We start from the raw sequence: 18,277 nt of genomic DNA on the forward strand, positions 1-18,277 counted from the left end.
TAGCCAACCAGCTTTGCGCAGTCTGTTCGTCATTGTTGATTAAGGGATTGAAAGGGTGTCGTCATTGCTTCGCAGTTGAGACTCTTACGACGGCGAGTTAGCTCATCAACTGTAAAATGGGGCCTGTTTGAGGTAGCTTCTTTCGTGACATCTCTGCGTCGAGATCGCCGTAGTGTTCAATTGGATTGCCATGAGCGTTCAACAGGGTCGTATACCAGTTGCCCAGAGTCTTGTGGCCTTCATTGCCGAGAAATGGCAAGCGAATATAGCGACCAGAACAATTCAAGTTACAGTTGTTGCCGGCCATGATTAAAAATGGCGATTCGGTGCCAATGCCATGGTGCGTTTCCCCGTTTTCAGGGAAGTACATGATCATCGTATTGTCAAACATCGTGCCATTCCCCTCTGGCACCTGTTTCAGTTCCTCGATGATCTTCTTGATCTGATTCACGTGGCTGATCCGGATCTGCTCCCGAGTCTTCCAGGCCGGTACCCCTCCAAAGGCTTCGTCATGTCCCAATGGGTGAATGCCTACACGGTCCGTTTCGTTGCCTGGCAAACCGGTGATTGGTGTCCCCAGGTCATCAATTGTGTAAGTTACTACGTTGGTCAATCCGGCCTTGAGTGCTGCAATCAGGACATCCGTCATTGCTGCCTGCTTTTCGGGGGTACTTGCGTTTGGTCCCCCATTGGCATGGACAGCATCAATCTCAGGCAGAAACTCAGCGAGCGATCCGGACATCTTGATCAGTTCAGCATTACGTTTCCGGATAGCATCGATCGAATCCACCTGCATCTCTTGACGTTTCTTCTCATGGCCATTGATGCCACTGATTGTCAGGCCCTCTTTGCTTTGCAGGAAGGAAAGCATGTCATTGTCGGAATTGACAGCTTCAGGGTTGAGAACCGACTTAAAAAGCTCATTGCGCGCCGTTTCTGGATCGGCATAGCAGTAGTTTCGCGTTTGTGGCGCCGGTGCCGAGTAACCGTCTACGATACCCGTCCGTCCACCGGCAAATGAGAGTTCGACATGCCCAAATGGTGAGGGAAACAACTTGGCCAACTCAAAATCGATTGTGGCCCGCTTGATCGCACTTAGTGTGTTTCGATTTGACTTGAAGCAACCCATCACCGACGAAAACGACCAGTGGACGTTTTCACTCATCTTAGCGGACAGGCCCTGCAAGATGGTCATATGCTCTTTGTGGGCATCCAGGCCGCGCAGCCATTTTGGCAATTCATGCTTGTGCAGATCGGCCTCAAATGGTGACTTCTTTTCATCCAGGGCCTTGTCCCGGTCAGAAAAATCAAGCGGAGCGATTTCAAGAGGGCGGATGCCACTCGATTTCCGAATGAAAATGAACCGTTTGGGAATACCTTGTTCACCTGGAGCCGCAAACAGCTGATTGAAGGACGGAGCCAGAGTCATTGCACCCAGGCCAAGTGCCGTCGTTTTCAGAAATTCTTTTCGGTTGAGCACAGGTTTAGTCCTCGATAGCTTTGCGATAGACAAATGAATCGGAAGTCAGCAGCGAGATGATGACAGCATCGAAGCTGCCGTTGTTGTCGATATAGGCCTGTTCGGCGTCAATCAACGTTTTCGAGTCGGAAAGAGTTTCATTGCGGCCCATGAAATAGCGAAAGGCATGGCGGATAATCGATTGCCGCACCCGCTGCGATTTTGCCAGACGCTTGGTGAGTTCTATGGCATCCCGCACTTCGCCGTCTAATGAGTCGTCTCCGGTGCCTTCGAGATATCCGGACGAATCAACTGGTAGAGTCTTGTAGGTATCTCGCGTGTCAACGAGGTGATCGCCACGTTGTTCCGGACCCTTTTGAACAAGGTTGTCCGGGTGTTCAAGCGATTCTTCTTGACGGAAGCGACCGAAGTCATCATATGCCTCAAACGCATAGCCGAGTGGATTCATATGCTGGTGACATTTCCAGCAATAGGTGACTTCCGTCACGCTCGCCAAACGATTGCGAAGTGTCCGGTGGTGGTCTTCCGGAACGGCTGCATCAACCGTGATTGGTACGTCCGGAATCGTGCCGGCCAGCAGCTTCTCTCGAACCCATTTGCCGCGAATAACCGGATCGGTCTCGGTGTTCTGAGCATGAGCGATGAGCCAAGCTGGGTGGGTTAACAAACCACTGCGATTTGCAACCTTTGCAGGCTGCTGAGTCTGATAGTCCCAGTTGTCCAAACTGAAGTTGAAAAACTTGGCGACGTTGTAGCCCCGCATGAAATCGTTGCCGTAGCCTCGGTAAAGGTCGTAAGGTGCCGCCTCCTGTTGTCCTTTATCGAGTCGGGCGGTGATCGTTGTCATCGATTTCTTGAACAGCTGGATCGTGTTACCTTGGCGATTTCTGGCTTCTAAGTTGTCCGGATCGACGCTGCGCATCTTCACCTCTTTCAGAAAGTCTCGGTGATCAAGCAGATCTTCCTTGTCGAAGTTCTGCCAGTCGAGATCTTTGAAGTGGTTGTAGATGCTCTTAATTCGGTCTGAGGCCGCCTGCATCCGCTCGTTGTCTCCGTCGTGGTAGACGTAGAATTCTTCGGTCGTCAGCAATTCCTCGAACACATGTTGGTCTCTTTCCAAGATATGTTCGACAAGGCGATCCGTTTCGTTAAGCAATCGTGCCGTAGCATTTTCAAGGCGGTCGCCGCCGAAGCGTTTCTCATCTTTGAAGATGGTGATCGCCGTTGGATATCCGAAAAACTCGCGAAAGAATCGCAGCTTGCGGATCGCCATGTTCGTAGTATTGTCTGGGTAGTTCTTGTCTTCCAGGATAGGGTCGATCAGGTAGTACACATCTCGTTGATTTAAGATCCGTGTTACTTCTCGACGGTAATCTTCTATCGTGTTGAGTTTGCCACTTTTGGCTGCTTCGACCAGTTGCTCATCCGGGCTCTGGTCCGTGAGTGCGTAGGCAATTGCGTAGCTAGCATCGCGAGGAGAAAGCATTCGACGGCCATGTTCGTCCGGCATTCCGCGACCGAATTCCTGACGGTAGGAAAACTCGCTTGAAAGCATCATCGTTTGAATCAGCTTCTGAATCGCTTTCAGGTTCCCGAGCTTGTCGATGTAGCTTTCGGCAAGGGCAACGTATTCTTCGGATTCCGCTGAATCGGGAGAACGTTCTAAGATTTGTAAGCTCAACTCATCTACGAGTTGGTGCAGCAGTTCTTTGGAAGGTGGACCTGCTTCTATTCGCTCTGCCACAAAATCCTGCTCCCATTGAGCGATGCACTTATCAATGATATCAGCGTAGTGGTCGCCAGGTTTGCGATGCTTACGAACTGACGATTGAAGTTCTTTCATCTCGTCGTCAGTAAGCGGCTTGTACACGAGTGGTTTGAATTTGCGACGATTCTTTTCAAGGTTTTCGCGAATTTCCGGCATGTAGTCCCGTAGGATCGTCATTCGACCCTGAATGTCTCGCTCGTGATCTCCAAAGTAGAACCAGGTACGCTCGCACAACTTACGAAACTCGTCGTCCGTTTTGTTCTCGTGTTCTGGGTTTAGTAGAGCCTGGTAGACAGTATCATCCCCCTCAAGGCTCGTCAGCATTTTGAGTGCAACGTGCGTTGGGGCTTTCTTGTAGGTCTCGCCTTCTTCAAGTGATTCGAGCTTATTCAGCGTGACCGGGATGAATTCCGGCAGCAATGAATGGTGTTCGTTGCCGAAGACGTCCACGCAAAGTCGATCTATGAAGTTCTCCAGGAACTCGCGGCGAGTCGCCAATGTTGCGTTGTGTGCGTCCTCCATCGCCATGATTTGCGTGACAGCAGGCAAGTACTTCGGATTACGCTTGACCAAGTAGTTGGTCATGTACTCCGACGTGTTCTGTGCATTTGTCAGCATGCTCGACAGATGGCCACCGGTGAGGTCGGTGTTGGCGTAGTATCTCACTCCGGATCGATTCGGCAGCAGAAATGGATTCGTTAGGCTGAGATCTCGGAATTTGTGGCTCCCAAATACCGAGACGGTTTGTCCGTATCGCTTGGCCCTTGCATTACCTTGCAGAATGCGCTGGAATTTTGCATTGAAAATGTATTCACTCATGAGCCAGCGACGGTCGTAAGTAAAGCCGGGCATATCCTTGAATTCGCCAGAGAAAAGCTTGTCGTGATCGACATAGTTTCCATATTCTGGCTTCTGCATTTTCAGCTTGAGTTTCGATGCATCATATGTTTCTAGTTCTTGCGAAACCCAAGCCGCTAGATGTGTGCGTGAGGCGGATGTCGGCTGTTCTGCGTCCTCAGGTGGCATTCGGCCGAGGAACAGTTGTTCTTGGACTCTGTTCAGCAAGTCGAGTCGGGCATCGAGATCTAGGGTCGATATCGCATCTAAACGCACATCTCCCTCAGCGGAGTCGTCGCTGTGGCAATCCAGGCAGCTTTGGGAAAAGACTGCTGCAACGTCAGTAGGTATGGCGAAAGTGTTTTCGGCTCGCGCGGACGCGAGCAGAGATGCAGCAATGACAAGTGCGAAGAATCGTAGCGATAGGTTGCGTATCACTTGAACCTCATTCTGCAAGGTGGCGGCTTTCAAGCCAATGAAGTGTTGCGGGCGGTCGTATGGTGGGGCGTAGGGTAGGGTAAATTCTCTCGGAGCGATGGGCCTATTCGAGAGAAGCGTTTAAGGCTTTCCATTGTGTTTTGCCTTAAACGCATTGGTCAGCAATCGCTAGGGATCATACACCCCTGGCGATTTCGTCGTCGTCCTTTGCCATGGGGCACTACGTAGCTGCTGGCAAAGGATTAGCGAATTAATATTTGTTCTTCATTAGTTCAACCATCGCAGCTCCCATCGCTTCGCCCACGTTCATGTAGGTCTCTGCGTTACCTCCGTAATGGCCATTCGAGGCACCTCCTTGAGATAGGGGATGGGTATAGACGGTTGCCACATCGCCTTTGAATTCGGGGTGCTTGCTCGGGTCGCTGATGGCTAGTTGTGCTTCAATGATGTCCTTCTCGGTACCTGAAGCATCCTCCTTTTCCGTTTGGCCTAGCGTGGCGCAAACGAACTTGGCACGTGGTGCGTCAAATTCTTTTCGCAGATGTTTGATCAGGTTCACCAGGTTCTCTTCATACTTCTGAGAATGGCCTGAGTTATAACGATCCTTGTCGCCTTGCCACCAAAAGAAGCCTGCAACCTCGTAACCTTGGGCGCCGGGATAGTACTTATCGAGTTCGCTCAATACTTGCTTGGCACGAGCGATGTCGCCGTCGTATTGGACGCCAGCCTTCCAGCCGATAGGTTTAGGCTCGGTGCCTTTTTCCCAACGAAGAGGCGACTGTCCGTAACCCGCATAGACATAGGTCTTGCCGTCCTTAGGGTCCGTGAATTCGTAAGATTGTGAGCCTGGCGGAAGAAGGTCCCAGCCAAGGGACCGGTTACCAATTGCGCTCTTGAGGATCAGTACTGGCTCATCGTGGAATTGGCCCATGTGCTCGCCGATGCCGATTTCGACGCCGACCTTACCGCCGGCAACCTTTAGCCAGTCGTTCTTCCGTACTTGTGTTTTGCCTGGACCACCACTGCCCATCACAGCCACATTGCGTACATCTTTACGTTCTGTCCAATTGCCCGCGGAATCAACAAGGTAGGGATAGAGTCCCTTGCTCTTAACTGCATGCTCGAGCGTGCCTTCCTTATCCCCAGCAACCTTGCCCATTTCAAGCATGTTTGACTGCCCCATCAAGATATAGACCTTCACGGGCTTGGTCATATCCGCAGGCTTACCGTCGGGGGCCTGAATCTTGTCAGCAGCGTCAACCGCAAAGGGCAACAACGCGACGGTCAGAATAGTCAGAAGTAATCGGTTTATCGGTTGAAATGGCATGTATTTGTTACCTAGAGGAGAGTTAAGAAGTTGCTCGAACTGGTTTGTCTCCCAACGAAAACGGACATATAGTAAATGTAAATGAAAGAATGCTGTAATTCGCGACAATCTCTATAGTACTTGCGACAGGCGGTCGAATGGCAAACGGCGTAACATTCCGGGTGGCTGTATTCCTGGAGATCGAATGGCCACTCAAACGCCACGTCGACATCTTTGCCGGCATCCAGCGGTACGCGCAGCAGCACAGTTGGGAATCGATGGTCGATGAGGTCGTTATCGATAAACTTCCGCAGCGAAGGACGAAGTCGCTGGCGTATCACGGAATTATCGGCCGGATAACGAAACCATTGGCCGAGCATGCAGTTCGTCTGGGGCTCCCGGTGGTAAACGTCTGGTGGAGTTCCCCTGCACGTGAGCTTTTGCCTGGGGTGTTTCCAGACTTCGAGGCCGCCGGGCATCTTCAAGCGGAACATCTTCTGACCCGTGGGCTACGAAATTTTGGGACGATCACCAACCGCGGCGACCAAGGTCAGGAACTTCAAATGAAGGAATTCCGTTGTGTCGTCGAAGAGGCGGGATGTACCTGTAAGACCGCCAACGTGGCGCTTCATGCTTTGAAGCGAGCAAATTGGCGAGCGACCGAACAAGCGATCACTACTTGGATGGACAAACTAAAGCCACCGTTCGGCTTGTATGTTGGTGATGAAATGATCGGAAGATTGGTCGCGCAACTATGCAGCGACCGTGGTTGGCACGTGCCACGGGATGTTGCTATCACAACCGGTCAAAACACGGAAATCATCTGCGCACATCCGCGTCCGTCACTCACGAGTGTCGAACTGAACTTCAACCGCATCGGTTACGAGGCCGCGCAAATGCTCGACCGCTTGATGAAAGGGAAGGATACGGAACGCCCAGGAGACCACGAGGCAAAGCCAACGCATCTTCTCATTCCTCCACAGGCGTTGGTCGTACGAGAATCTACAGACTTCTTTGCTGTTGATGATAGGTTGGTCGCCTCGGCGCTTGAGTACATCGCGGCGAATAGTCATCGGCCCATTACCCCTGAGAAAGTTGCCCAAGTGTTGACGACCGAGCTGCGGACACTTCAGCGACGATTTCGTGCGCACCTTGATCGTTCAATAGCCGCCGAAATTCGCCGTGTTCGCATCGAGAGGGCAAAGCGGGAGTTGGCCCAGACGGATGCATCCATTAAGGCAATCGCTCGCAGTGTTGGCTTTGGTGCCACAATGCAGATGTATCAGGTATTCGCTCGCGAAGTCGGTATTCCACCCTCCGAGTATCGCAAACAGCAGAGACCGAACAACTCTTAGCCAGGTAGGAAAGAGTCATCTGCTTCGTTGTTGACGTCATCACCAAATTCCCCAATGACGGCAACTCATTGCAATGGGCAATCAACGTCGCGTAAAATCCCTCGTGTAATTGGCGGCTCCTGCGATCCGCATGGAGATCGCTGTTTAGCAATCGAAAGGCGACAAGATTTGATGATACGCTGTAAGTTGTGGCCTTTGGCCTTCTGCCTCTCTATCGGGTTGATCAGTTGTCCGGCTGTTCAAGGTGAACCAACCAATGCCAAGGAAGCTGCCGCAAAGAAGGCAGAGGAAGATCAAAAGCTTGAGCAACAGTATCAAACATTGATCAAGATGCTCTCACCCGCTGAGCAAGCCTGGGAACGTACACTTCAGGAGAACCTGGGCAACTTCTACCTCCCGATCCACAAGCGGCAAAAGGTTGCCGGCCAGTCTAACGCCTGGGATTTTGTCGAAGACGATCCCCAACTTCCTCGCGTGCTGTTGATCGGCGATTCCGTTTCTCGTGGTTACACGCAAAGCGTCCGCAAACATTTGGCAGGCAAAGCGAATGTCCATCGAGCCCCCGCGAACTGTGGTCCGACATCACTCGGGCTGAGAAAAATTGACGTTTGGCTGGGTGATGGCAATTGGGACGTCATCCACTTCAATTTTGGAATCCATGATCGGAACACTCCCATCGTGGAGTACCGACAACGATTGGAGCAACTTGTCGAGCGTATGCAGCAGACTGGTGCTAAACTTGTCTGGGCGTCAACGACCCCGATTCCGGACGATGCTGCCAAGAAACAGGCTTCCGAATCGATCGTACAACGCAACAAGGCAGCCGCTGAGATCATGGCGAAGCATGACGTAGCAACGGACGACCTGTTCTTCGTAGTCACGCCTCATCTCGACAAGATGCAGAATCCAGACGATGTCCATTTTAATGCCACGGGGTACGATTTCCTCGGTCAGAACGTCGCCGACGCGATTGCTAAGGCACTGAAGTAGATATTCTCCTCCGGCAAGTGTTATGAAAAATCTCGCTGTGTTATTGTTCGCATTGCTTATCCCTCAGATATTGCTCGGGGCAGACAATGATGGGCCGTTTCCGCTTTGGGATGAGAAAGAGCCGTTGCCGGTGGTCAAGGACATTCAGGAACTGCCTGAAGTCACTTTCCATGTGATCAAGAAGTGGGATCAAAAACAGGACGGCTATACGTTTCTCCATGGTGTGGGGCTAGGCTGGCACAAGGGGAAGCTCTTCGCTTCGATTGGCCATAATAAGGGTGCCGAGAACACCGTGACTGAGGAAGCGCAGTATTGCGTAAGCGGTGACGATGGACAAACCTGGAGCGAACTTCAGGTTATTGACGGTGGTGATGAAGCTGATCTTGCCGTAAGTCACGGCGTGTTTCTCTCGCACAATGGGAAACTGTGGGCATTTCACGGGGCTTACTACAAGAAGATGCAGCGGATACACACCCGTGCCTATTCGCTTGATGAAGATACCGACGAGTGGATCAAGCACGGCGTTGTGATTCAAAACGGCTTTTGGCCGATGAATCAGCCGATTCAACTGGCTGATGGAAACTGGATTATGCCAGGGGTTTTGGCTGGACCTTACGACAATAGCAAGGTCTTTCCAGCAGCGGTTGCCATCAGTCACGGTGACGACTTCACGGACTGGGACTGTGTTGAGATTCCCACCGCCGACGGTATTGGCCGGATGTGGGGCGAGTCTTCGATCTGGATCGACGGCAAGCGAATTTTCAACATTGCGCGATACGGCGGTAAGGCTGCGGCATTGGTTGCCGTGAGTGACGACTATGGTCGTACATGGACAGACTCACAGGCCAGTAACCTGCCTATGGCCACGTCGAAACCGGCAAGTGGAACGCTTAGCACAGGACCGCGATACTTGATTTGCACGACCGCGCGAAACAATGGAGGTAAGCGAACGCCCCTGACGATTGCCGTCACACGTCCCGGCGAAAATGAGTTTTCCCAGGTATTCGTGATCCGACGATCTCTCCATAAAGATCAGCCGGGGGAATCGGCACAGAATCTCAGCTTGGCATATCCTTGTGCTGTCGAGCACGAAGGGTATCTCTACGTCGGGTATTCCAACAATGGTGGCCGTCGCGGCAATCTTAATAGCGCGGAATTGGCAGTCATTCCAATTCAGTCGCTACAGCCTGCTGAACTGCAAAACACTAATCTGAAACGCCTGCCCACGAAGAATTGACGCTTGCCGCAGCGAACCCTTTTCGTTCGTAGAGGACAACAGGCAAGCGGGAATCTGGAGGAAATGCTGGTGGTCCTGGGGAGCAATGCCCTTAGCCAAACTACACGCTGTCGGCTGGTAATTTTGGATTCAGGAAAATTCGCTTCGCCTTGATGGTCGATTTCTTGTATCATCGGTGAACAGCGGTGATATCAGTTGATATCACTGTTGTCCCACCACCCACCGTCTCTCCCTCGAAATACCATGAGACTCCTCCTCACCCTCCTGGTGCTACACCTTTTCGCCCTGCCAATTTGGGCTGATGAGAAGTACTACGAACAACATATTAAGCCGCTGCTGGCCACGAAATGTTCTTCGTGTCACGGAGCGCTGAAGCAAGAGTCCGATCTGCGACTTGACGCCGGTCAACTAATTCACACCGGCGGAGCGAGTGGCCCGGTTCTTGATTTGGAGCAACCGCCGGAGAGCCTGCTGCTCAGTCGGGTTCAGTCTGCAGACCTGGATCTGCGAATGCCACCCGAGGGTCAGGGCGAGCCACTTACCCGAGAGCAGATTGAGGTGTTGACGACCTGGATACGCACTGGGGCGTCATTTCCGAAGTCAGAAGACATTCCTCCTGATCCTCGGCAGCACTGGGCCTACCAGGTGCCGCGCAAAGCAGAGATACCACAAATCAAGAACGAGATAGGCGAAGTCCATCCGATTGATGCGTTTCTGCTCGCCAAGCTTCAGGAGCTTCAGCTTCCTGTCGCACCACACTCGGATCCAGCCACTCTGGTACGAAGGGTCTATCTAGATGTGCTTGGTTTGCCGCCGACGGCAGATCAGCAACATCAATTCTTGAGCGATACGTCGCCCGATGGATGGAGCCAGCTCGTCGATGAGCTTCTCGATGATCCTGCCTACGGCGAGCGCTGGGGACGGCATTGGATGGACGTTTGGCGCTATAGTGATTGGGACGGGTACAAGAACGAGCTTCGTGGTAGCCAACGACACATTTGGCGGTGGCGCGACTGGATCATCGAATCGGTCAACGCTGACAAGCCATACGATCGAATGATAGCGGAGATGCTCGCTGCGGATGAGCTCGCTCCCACAGATGATAAAACACTACGAGCCACTGGATTTCTCGCCCGTAACTATCACAAAAGTAACCGCAATATCTGGCTTGATGCCACAGTGGAACATACGGCCAAGGCATTCCTCGGAATGACAATCGACTGCGCACGCTGCCACGATCATAAGTACGATCCAATCGGGCAACCCGAGTACTACGCAATGCGGGCAGTATTTGAACCACATGATGTTCGCACAGAAAGACTGCCTGGCGAGGCCGATCTTCTCAAGCAAGGTTTGGTACGTGCCTACGACGCAAAACTTGAAGAGCCGACCTACCTGTACATCGCGGGTAACGAGAAGCATCCTGACAAGGAAAACCCCGTTGCGCCTGGCCTTCCTGAGGTGATCGATTTGCCGTATGAACCAGCGCCGGTTGATCTCCCCGCCTTGGCTGTCTATCCCAGCTTACGTGATTACGTTGAGAAGGAGCAGTTGGTAGCTGCGACGGCTAAAGTGAAAGCCAGTAAAAATGGCCTCGCCGAGAGCAAGGACGCGGCCGACAAGCCGTCACACCAACAAGCGGTGGTTGCAGCTGTTGCGGAATTGGAGTCACTGCAAGCTCGTTGGGCAGCCGACCGGGCCAAGTATGCCGAGAATGTGGAAGCAGCCAAGCAGCAGGAACTTGCCAGGCGGGCTGCTGCGGCCGAAAACAATGCGAAATTGGAGCGAGCGCGACACACGCTGCTCGTCAAGCAAAGAGCGCTTTCTCAAGCCGAGTCGAGCGACCAGGCGGAAGATAAACAGAAGGCAGCGTTGGAAAAAGCTCAGAAAGAAGTCAATCAAGCCATCAAGCAGCGCGACGAAGCACAAGGTTTGGTTCAGGATACCGATACCACGAAATATTCGTCAGTGGGTACCGCCTATCCTGCCAAGAGTACCGGCAGGCGTTCCGCCCTGGCTGGCTGGATAACGGATCGCCGCAACCCGCTTACCGCACGTGTGGCCGTGAATCAAATTTGGATGCGTCACTTTGGTGAACCGCTAGTGGCGAATGTATTCGACTTCGGCCTCCGCTCGCCAGAGCCGGAGCATGTTGAACTACTCGATTGGTTGGCAGTCGATTTCATGGAACACGATTGGAGCATGAAGCATCTACATCGATTGATTTTGACCTCGTCAGCCTATCGTCGTGCTTCTAGCATCTCTGGTAAGGACTTCGCGGTCAACTTAGATCAGGATCCGGATAACCAGTTCCTCTGGCGGTCAAATGTTCGGCGACTAGATGCTGAGAGCATCCGCGATAGTGTGCTTCACGTCGCAGGCAGCTTGGATCGCACGCAGGGTGGTCCCGACATTGATTTCAACCAAGGAGAAAAGGTATTTCGTCGCAGCCTCTATTTTCGGCATGCATACGAGAAGCAGATGCAGATGCTTGTCACTTTCGATGCCGCCGCGCCAAACGAGTGCTATCGACGATCTCAAAGTATTATCCCGCAGCAGGCGCTTGCCTTGTCGAACAGTTCTTTGGTGGTCGAACAATCGCGTCGATTGGCGGAAAAGCTAAGCGAAACCGCTCTGGAGAGCGAGAAGTTCATCCGCTTGGCATTTGAGTCGATTCTATGTCGAGACTGTACCACCCAGGAGCTTGCTGCGTGCCAAGACTTTCTGGAAAGCCAGGCAGAGCGTCTGAGTCAGCCTGAAGGTTTAACTCCAATCGCTGGTGTGGCAGACGCGAGTGTGCCCGCTTCCAAAGATTCCGCTCAACGTGCCCGAGAGAACCTCGTGCATGTTCTCTTCAACCACAACGATTTTGTGACAGTCCGATGAGCTATTTCACCCGCCAGACCGACTTGCCCTCCGAGAGCTTTACTCGTCGTAGATTTCTCAATGACCTGGGCCTTGGTTTCGGCAGCATTGCTCTTTCGAGCATGCTGGCTAAGGATGGCTTTTCCGAAACCCAGTTGCAGCAGATAGCGCCAAGCGCCAAAAGTGTGATATGGCTGTTCATGATTGGTGGTGCTAGTCACCTTGAGACTTTTGATCCCAAACCAGCGCTCAACAAATACGCGGGCAAATCGATCGAAGCGACTCCGCATGCAGGAGTCCTGAAGTCGTCGTTTCTGGAAAACGAACGGGTCGTCGCTTTTGATCCCAATAATGGCTTTATTCGGAACAAGCTATTCCCTATGCAAGTTGGTTTCTCGCGACGAGGTAAGAGTGGGCTGGAGATAAGCGACTGGCTACCACATGTGGGTTCTCGCGCCGACGACCTCTGTTTGATTCGATCGATGTGGACGGAAGATAGCAATCACGGTGCTCAATTGCAGTTTCACACCGGACGGCATCGTGTCGAAGGATTTTTTCCCACCATCGGCTCATGGGTAAACTACGGGCTAGGATCGATCAACGACAACCTGCCGCAGTTTGTGGTGATGGGGACTCCGGTCGCTGACTGCTGTGGAGGGCGAGAGTGTCATCGGGCAAACTATCTTGGTCCCAGATATGACGGTGTTCCGCTGAACATCGACCCAGCGAACCCGCTTCCGTACGCCAAGCCTCCCAAGGGCACTTTTCAGGAAGAACAAGCCGGCCAGTTTGACTTGCTACGAAAGCTGAACGGGCTCACGGTCGATAAATTTCCAGACGATGATGCTCTCGTTGCTCGGATCCGCTCCTATGAGCTTGCCTATCGCATGCAAACGGCTGTGCCTGAAGTTGTGCAGTTCGCCGATGAAACGAAAGAGACGTTGGATCTATACGGGATTGAGCAAAAAGAGACGAAGACCTTCGGTCAACAGATGCTTGCTGCCCGCCGCTTGGTCGAGCGGGGAGTTCGGTTCGTGCAAGTTTATCACGGCAGCAATGGCGGCGCCGGACAATGGGACAGCCACAAGGGCCTCAAGACAAATCACACCAAGTTATGCAAGCAGATCGATCAGCCGCTTGGGGCATTACTGAAGGACTTGAAGCGACGTGGACTTCTCGACGAAACACTTGTTGTCTGGGCCACGGAATTCGGCCGAACACCCGGTTCCCAAAGTACGGATGGACGTGACCATCACCCTTACGGCTTCACAATTGCGATGGCCGGTGGAGGCATCAAAGGTGGTGTTGCCCATGGCGCGACGGACGAACTCGGTTTTCATGCCGTGGAGAATCGGCATTATGTAACTGATATTCATGCTACTGTCTTGAATCAATTGGGCTTAGACCCTCGTGCGATGCAGGTACCGGGAAGAAAGCGACTGGAGAAGGACTTCGGGCATGTTATTAAGGAAGTCGTTACCTGATGTCATGGGTTAATTTGCCTGTCGCGGAACGATATCGGTTGACTCTCTGATAGAATTGAACTGCGCAGCGATTGCTTTGTGCATGACAAGACCTTGTGCGCGAAATCTATGTCGTCGTTCGATCAATACTTCAAGTTCGACTAGAGTGTTGAAGTTATTTCGACTTGTAAAGCGTTCCATTCAAAACGGGCTCGAGTTAGCCTGAATTTTCTTCGCTAGGACGCTACCCCATTAGGAATTGATTGGATGTTCGATCGATTGATGTCGGCAAAGTCGATGGAACTGGACACACCATGTCTGGTCATCGACTCACAAGTGGTGCGTCGCAACCTCGAAGCCCTCCAGCAATACGCTCAGCAACACAATTTGCAAGTGCGCCCTCACGCCAAGACACATAAGTCACTTCGCATCGCGCGAGAGCAATTGCAAATGGGCAGTCACGGGTTGTCTGTCGCCAAAGTGGGTGAGGCGGAAGTATTGAGTCAAGAATGCGATGACTTGCTAATTGCCTACCCTGCTATTGATGCTCAAAGGTGCCAGCGGATCGCCCAGCTTGCAAGGAAGGTCAATCTAAGAGTTGCTGTGGATTCACGAGAGAGTGTCGACGCCTTGGCAAGTGCTGCCAAAGTACATGGTGCGACAATTGGGATCTTAGTCGATCAAGACGTTGGCTTTCATCGTACTGGAATATCGTCACCGGATGGGGTTGTTGGACTTGCTGCACACGTGCTAGAGCAACCAGATATGCTTCGATTTGACGGAATCTTCTTTTATCCCGGGCATATCACGGCACCAGCGGATCAACAGCAAGAGCTACTTCGACAAATTGATGACCAGCTACAAATGACTCTACAGAGTTGTCGGAGTATGGGAATCGAAGTCGAGGTCGTTTCTGGGGGCTCGACCCCATCTTCATTTCAATCACACCACATCACCTGCCAGACCGAAATACGACCAGGTACTTATGTATTCAACGACATGAATACGGTGCGAGGTCGATTTTGCGACATCGAGCAGTGCGCTGCAGGCGTAGTCGCTACGGTGGTAAGTACTGCGGTTGCTGGAAAGGTTGTTGTGGACGCCGGATCGAAGGCGCTGGCAAGTGACCGAAATTGGATCGTTCCAGACTCGGGTTTTGGCCACGTCATTGAGTATCCCGATGCTAAGATCGTACGACTCAGTGAAGAGCATGGTGAAATCGACGTTTCCGAATGCTCATCTAAGCCATGTCTTGGGGAAAGAGTAACCGTAATCCCAAATCACATTTGTCCGTGTGTGAACCTTCATGACAGCTTTCTTTGGCTTAACGAATTTGGGCAAGCTGAAAGAAGCCCTGTCGATTGCCGAGGTATGCTTCAATAACTAATTGCCCATCGAATGAGGGGAATGCATGGATGGCGAGTCACGGAGGAACAGTAACCCGCTCTCAAATTCGGCCACTCTTGCCGAAAAATGCCTTAGATCTGCGACCCATACGGCGAACCCTCGGCGCCATAATTCTGTTGCAATTAATTGGCAAATGGCCGATATTGATAGTACTCACCTTTTTCCGCATCGGATGCGGACCTACCCGCTTGTCTAAGCACACCACAACTTGCCATGCAAACTACTCCGTTATTCGGTTTGGATCGCCGGAACATGTTGCGCATTGCCGCTGGCAGCGTGATGGGAGCAACACTCCCCGGTCTGCCGGTTGTCGCTGCCGATTCGGGCCAGAATGGACCGGTCGGGTTTGGCAAGGCGAAGTCCGTTTTGATCGTGTTGCTTAGCGGTGGCCCCAGTCAACTCGATACTCTCGATCTGAAGCCGAATGCTCCGCAAGAAGTACGGGGTGAGTTTCAACCGATTTCATCGACGGTACCTGGAATCAGTGTCTGCGAACACCTTCCGAAACTGGCCAGTCAGATGAAGCGTTGGGCAATTGTGCGAACCATGGCTCATCGCGAGCACAATCATCTTCTGGCAACGCACGTGGCACTAACCGGAAGACCAACTCCGCTGCCACGAGGTGGCTCGGACTTAGACCGGGTCGAGTCGCGCAACGACTTCCCGAATTACGCGGCAGCCCTCGATTTCATACGACCCCGGACAGATGGAATTCCAAGTGGAGTGTCGTTGCCGAACTACTTGATCGAGGGACCACTCACTTGGCCCGGACAGCATGCGGGGTTCCTAGGGGCCAAGCACGACCCGTGGCAAATCAACGGCGATCCAAACGACGAGAAGTTCCGCATCGAAGCTCTCTCGATGCGTGATGGCGTTTCACTGGATCGGCTGCAGTCGCGTCAGCAATTGCTCGACGATCTGAATCGCGGTCGTCACACGTTGAGTGGAAGCAGGACTGATTCGCTTCGCGACCAGAGAGACATCGCCTACAAATTGCTCAATTCAGGAAAACTGGTCCAGGCATTTGATATTAGTCGCGAGTCTGCCGAGACACGCGAGCGATATGGCCGCAATAAGTTTGGACAGTCTTTGCTATTGTCTCGCCGCATGATTGAAGCCGGGGTGCCGATCGTGCAAACCACCATGGGAATCGTACAGACCTGGGATACCCACGTCGACAATTGGGGAAAGCTCAAGAACCGACTTCTGCCTCAACTCGATCAAGGCTTAGCAGCATTGACCGACGACTTGGCGAACTCGGGCAAGCTAGATGAAACGCTGCTGATTGTGATGGGCGAATTCGGTCGTACACCGAAGGTGTCGACGCTGCCTGGGCAAACAATCCCGGGACGCGATCACTGGGCGCACGCTTACAGTGGTCTCTTCGCAGGGGCAGGGATTCAGGGAGGTCAGGTCCTAGGAGAAACTGATGCGAAGGCTGCCTATCCGATTACAACTTCGTGGTCTCCGGCCGATGTCTGCAGCACGATCTTCAACGCGGTCGGTATCGACGCGGATGCGACCATCTATGATCCCTTGAGTCGTCCGCATCACCTTCTTAACGGATCCGTGATTTCAAACCTATACACAGGAGCCAGCGCATGAGTCTTCGACCGGGGTACAATCCGTCGAATGATTGGCAACATGGCGGCTTCACGCGTCGCCAGGCGCTACACGCCGGTGCGGTTGGACTTCTCGGTCTCGGAATGAATCACTTGGCCGGGTTGCGAGAAGCTAAGGCCGATGTCGATGCTCGTCCGCTGGGTAAGGCCAAGTCACTCATCTTCATTTTCCTGTCAGGTGGATTGTCTCAGCATGATAGCTTCGACATGAAGCCCGATGCTCCAGATAATATTCGTGGCGAGTTCAAGCCGATTGCGACGAAGACACCTGGACTGCAGATTTGCGAACACCTACCCCTCTTGGCTCAACGAAGCGAGATGTGGGCGTTATGTCGTTCGGTAACGCACGGATCGAACGAGCACTCGGCCGGTCACCATATGATGCTGACGGGACACTCCGAGCTACCAACGGGCTTCAATCCCAACAGTCCCAAAAGAACGGATCGAGCATCGATTGCCGCCATCGCGGGCTATGCCACACGGAATCGCCAGAAGAACAATCTTCCAACCGCGGTTGTCTTGCCAGAGCGACTGGTTCACAACAGCGGTCGAGTCATTCCTGGGCAACATGCCGGAGAAATGGGACCGAAGCACGATCCTTGGATCATCGAAGCATCCCCATTTCACAACATGTCGTACGGAGCTTTTCCGGAGTACGCCTTCGATCATCAAGACCGAGGCAAACCAGACGAACGAGTGTTTCAAGCTCCGCAACTGTCGTTGCCACATGGCCTCGGTATGGAATCGGTTCAGGGACGCTTGGAGTTACTAAAGTCTCTTAGGCGCCAACGTCGTGATCTGGCTCATCATGCTCAGGTTGAGAACTTCGACCGTTTGCGACAAGGTGCCGTATCGCTGCTCACGGAATCAAGCGTTCATGAGGCGCTCGATGTCACCCATGCGGATGCCAAAGACCTTGATCGCTATGGCCGCAATTCCTTCGGCTGGTCCTTGCTGATGGCGCGTAAACTGGTAAACGCAGGTGTTAGCTTGGTCCAGGTCAATCTAGGCAACGACGAAACCTGGGACACGCATGGCAACGCCTTTCCGCATTTGAAGAATAATCTCTTCCCACCGACTGACAAAGCGGTAGCTGCCTTGTTAGATGACCTGAAGTCTACGGGCGAGTTGGATGAAACCATGATCGTGATGGCGGGCGAATTTGGTCGTACACCCAAAATCACCCTGCTTGAAAAGAATTACAAACTACCGGGCCGTGATCACTGGGGCGCTTTGCAGTCAGTGTTTTTTGCGGGAGGCGGAGTTCGAGGAGGTAACGTGATCGGCAAGTCCGATGCGATAGGTGCCTACCCCACCGAGCGACCCGTAAAGCCGGAAAGTTTCGCCGCAACCATTTATCATGCCTTGGGCATTCCTGCGACGGCCGCGTGGTACGACGTAGAAAACAGACCTCACCATATATACCACGGCGAACCCATCGCCGAGTTGTTCTAGCAAGGGTGCTTGAACTACTTGGTCCTGCCACTTCGCCAATTCGACCCTCTCCTG

Annotated in this window: 11 protein-coding genes and 1 pseudogene; 8 read left to right on the top strand and 4 right to left on the bottom strand. The window is 52.7% G+C overall.

Features of this window, described 5'->3' with window-relative positions:
- Positions 1 to 97 precede the first annotated feature (97 nt).
- The 4 genes and pseudogenes from PSR63_RS24610 to PSR63_RS24620 form a co-directional block, all read right to left on the bottom strand.
- Positions 98 to 1,480 (bottom strand): DUF1552 domain-containing protein, encoded by a 1,383-nt coding sequence (locus PSR63_RS24610; RefSeq protein ID WP_274328497.1) that lies wholly within the window; start codon positions 1,478 to 1,480, stop codon positions 98 to 100.
- 4 nt (positions 1,481 to 1,484) lie between these two features.
- The gene (locus tag PSR63_RS24615) at positions 1,485 to 4,166 is read right to left on the bottom strand and encodes a DUF1588 domain-containing protein (protein WP_274328499.1); all 2,682 of its coding nucleotides are present in this window, start codon (positions 4,164 to 4,166) and stop codon (positions 1,485 to 1,487) included.
- Between the two features lie 105 nt (positions 4,167 to 4,271).
- Positions 4,272 to 4,523 (bottom strand): annotated as a pseudogene (locus tag PSR63_RS28295) (c-type cytochrome domain-containing protein); the annotation flags it as partial.
- Positions 4,524 to 4,773: 250 nt separating this feature from the next.
- On the bottom strand, positions 4,774 to 5,850 hold the full coding sequence (locus PSR63_RS24620) for a sialate O-acetylesterase (RefSeq protein WP_274328501.1): 1,077 nt from the start codon (positions 5,848 to 5,850) through the stop codon (positions 4,774 to 4,776).
- Between the two features lie 137 nt (positions 5,851 to 5,987).
- On the opposite strand from PSR63_RS24620, the gene PSR63_RS24625 reads away from it, so the two are divergent.
- The 8 genes from PSR63_RS24625 to PSR63_RS24660 all read left to right on the top strand — a co-directional run bounded on the left by PSR63_RS24625 (position 5,988) and on the right by PSR63_RS24660 (position 18,223).
- Complete coding sequence (locus PSR63_RS24625; protein WP_274328503.1) at positions 5,988 to 7,184, top strand: substrate-binding domain-containing protein; 1,197 nt, start codon at positions 5,988 to 5,990, stop codon at positions 7,182 to 7,184.
- Between the two features lie 171 nt (positions 7,185 to 7,355).
- The gene (locus PSR63_RS24630; protein WP_274328505.1) at positions 7,356 to 8,174 is read left to right on the top strand and encodes an SGNH/GDSL hydrolase family protein; all 819 of its coding nucleotides are present in this window, start codon (positions 7,356 to 7,358) and stop codon (positions 8,172 to 8,174) included.
- Between the two features lie 22 nt (positions 8,175 to 8,196).
- Entirely contained in the window at positions 8,197 to 9,411 is a 1,215-nt protein-coding gene (locus PSR63_RS24635; protein WP_274328506.1) for a sialidase family protein, read from the top strand.
- Positions 9,412 to 9,654: 243 nt separating this feature from the next.
- Positions 9,655 to 12,297, top strand: coding sequence for a DUF1553 domain-containing protein (locus PSR63_RS24640; protein ID WP_274328507.1), 2,643 nt, complete (start codon positions 9,655 to 9,657; stop codon positions 12,295 to 12,297).
- Complete coding sequence (locus tag PSR63_RS24645; RefSeq protein ID WP_274328509.1) at positions 12,294 to 13,760, top strand: DUF1501 domain-containing protein; 1,467 nt, start codon at positions 12,294 to 12,296, stop codon at positions 13,758 to 13,760. Before PSR63_RS24640 ends, PSR63_RS24645 begins: the two co-directional genes overlap by 4 nt.
- Positions 13,761 to 14,006: 246 nt before the next feature.
- Positions 14,007 to 15,122, top strand: coding sequence for an alanine racemase (locus PSR63_RS24650; protein ID WP_274328511.1), 1,116 nt, complete (start codon positions 14,007 to 14,009; stop codon positions 15,120 to 15,122).
- A gap of 276 nt (positions 15,123 to 15,398) precedes the next feature.
- Positions 15,399 to 16,751 carry a DUF1501 domain-containing protein gene (locus PSR63_RS24655; protein WP_274328512.1) on the top strand — a complete coding sequence of 451 codons (1,353 nt, stop codon included), beginning with the start codon at positions 15,399 to 15,401 and terminating at the stop codon, positions 16,749 to 16,751.
- Positions 16,748 to 18,223: a DUF1501 domain-containing protein gene (locus tag PSR63_RS24660; protein ID WP_274328514.1), complete on the top strand. Its 1,476-nt coding sequence runs from the start codon at positions 16,748 to 16,750 to the stop codon at positions 18,221 to 18,223. The genes PSR63_RS24655 and PSR63_RS24660 overlap by 4 nt, the downstream gene beginning before the upstream one ends.
- Positions 18,224 to 18,277 lie beyond the last annotated feature (54 nt).

Source organism: Bremerella sp. P1 (assembly GCF_028748185.1).
In the GTDB taxonomy this organism is placed as follows: domain Bacteria; phylum Planctomycetota; class Planctomycetia; order Pirellulales; family Pirellulaceae; genus Bremerella.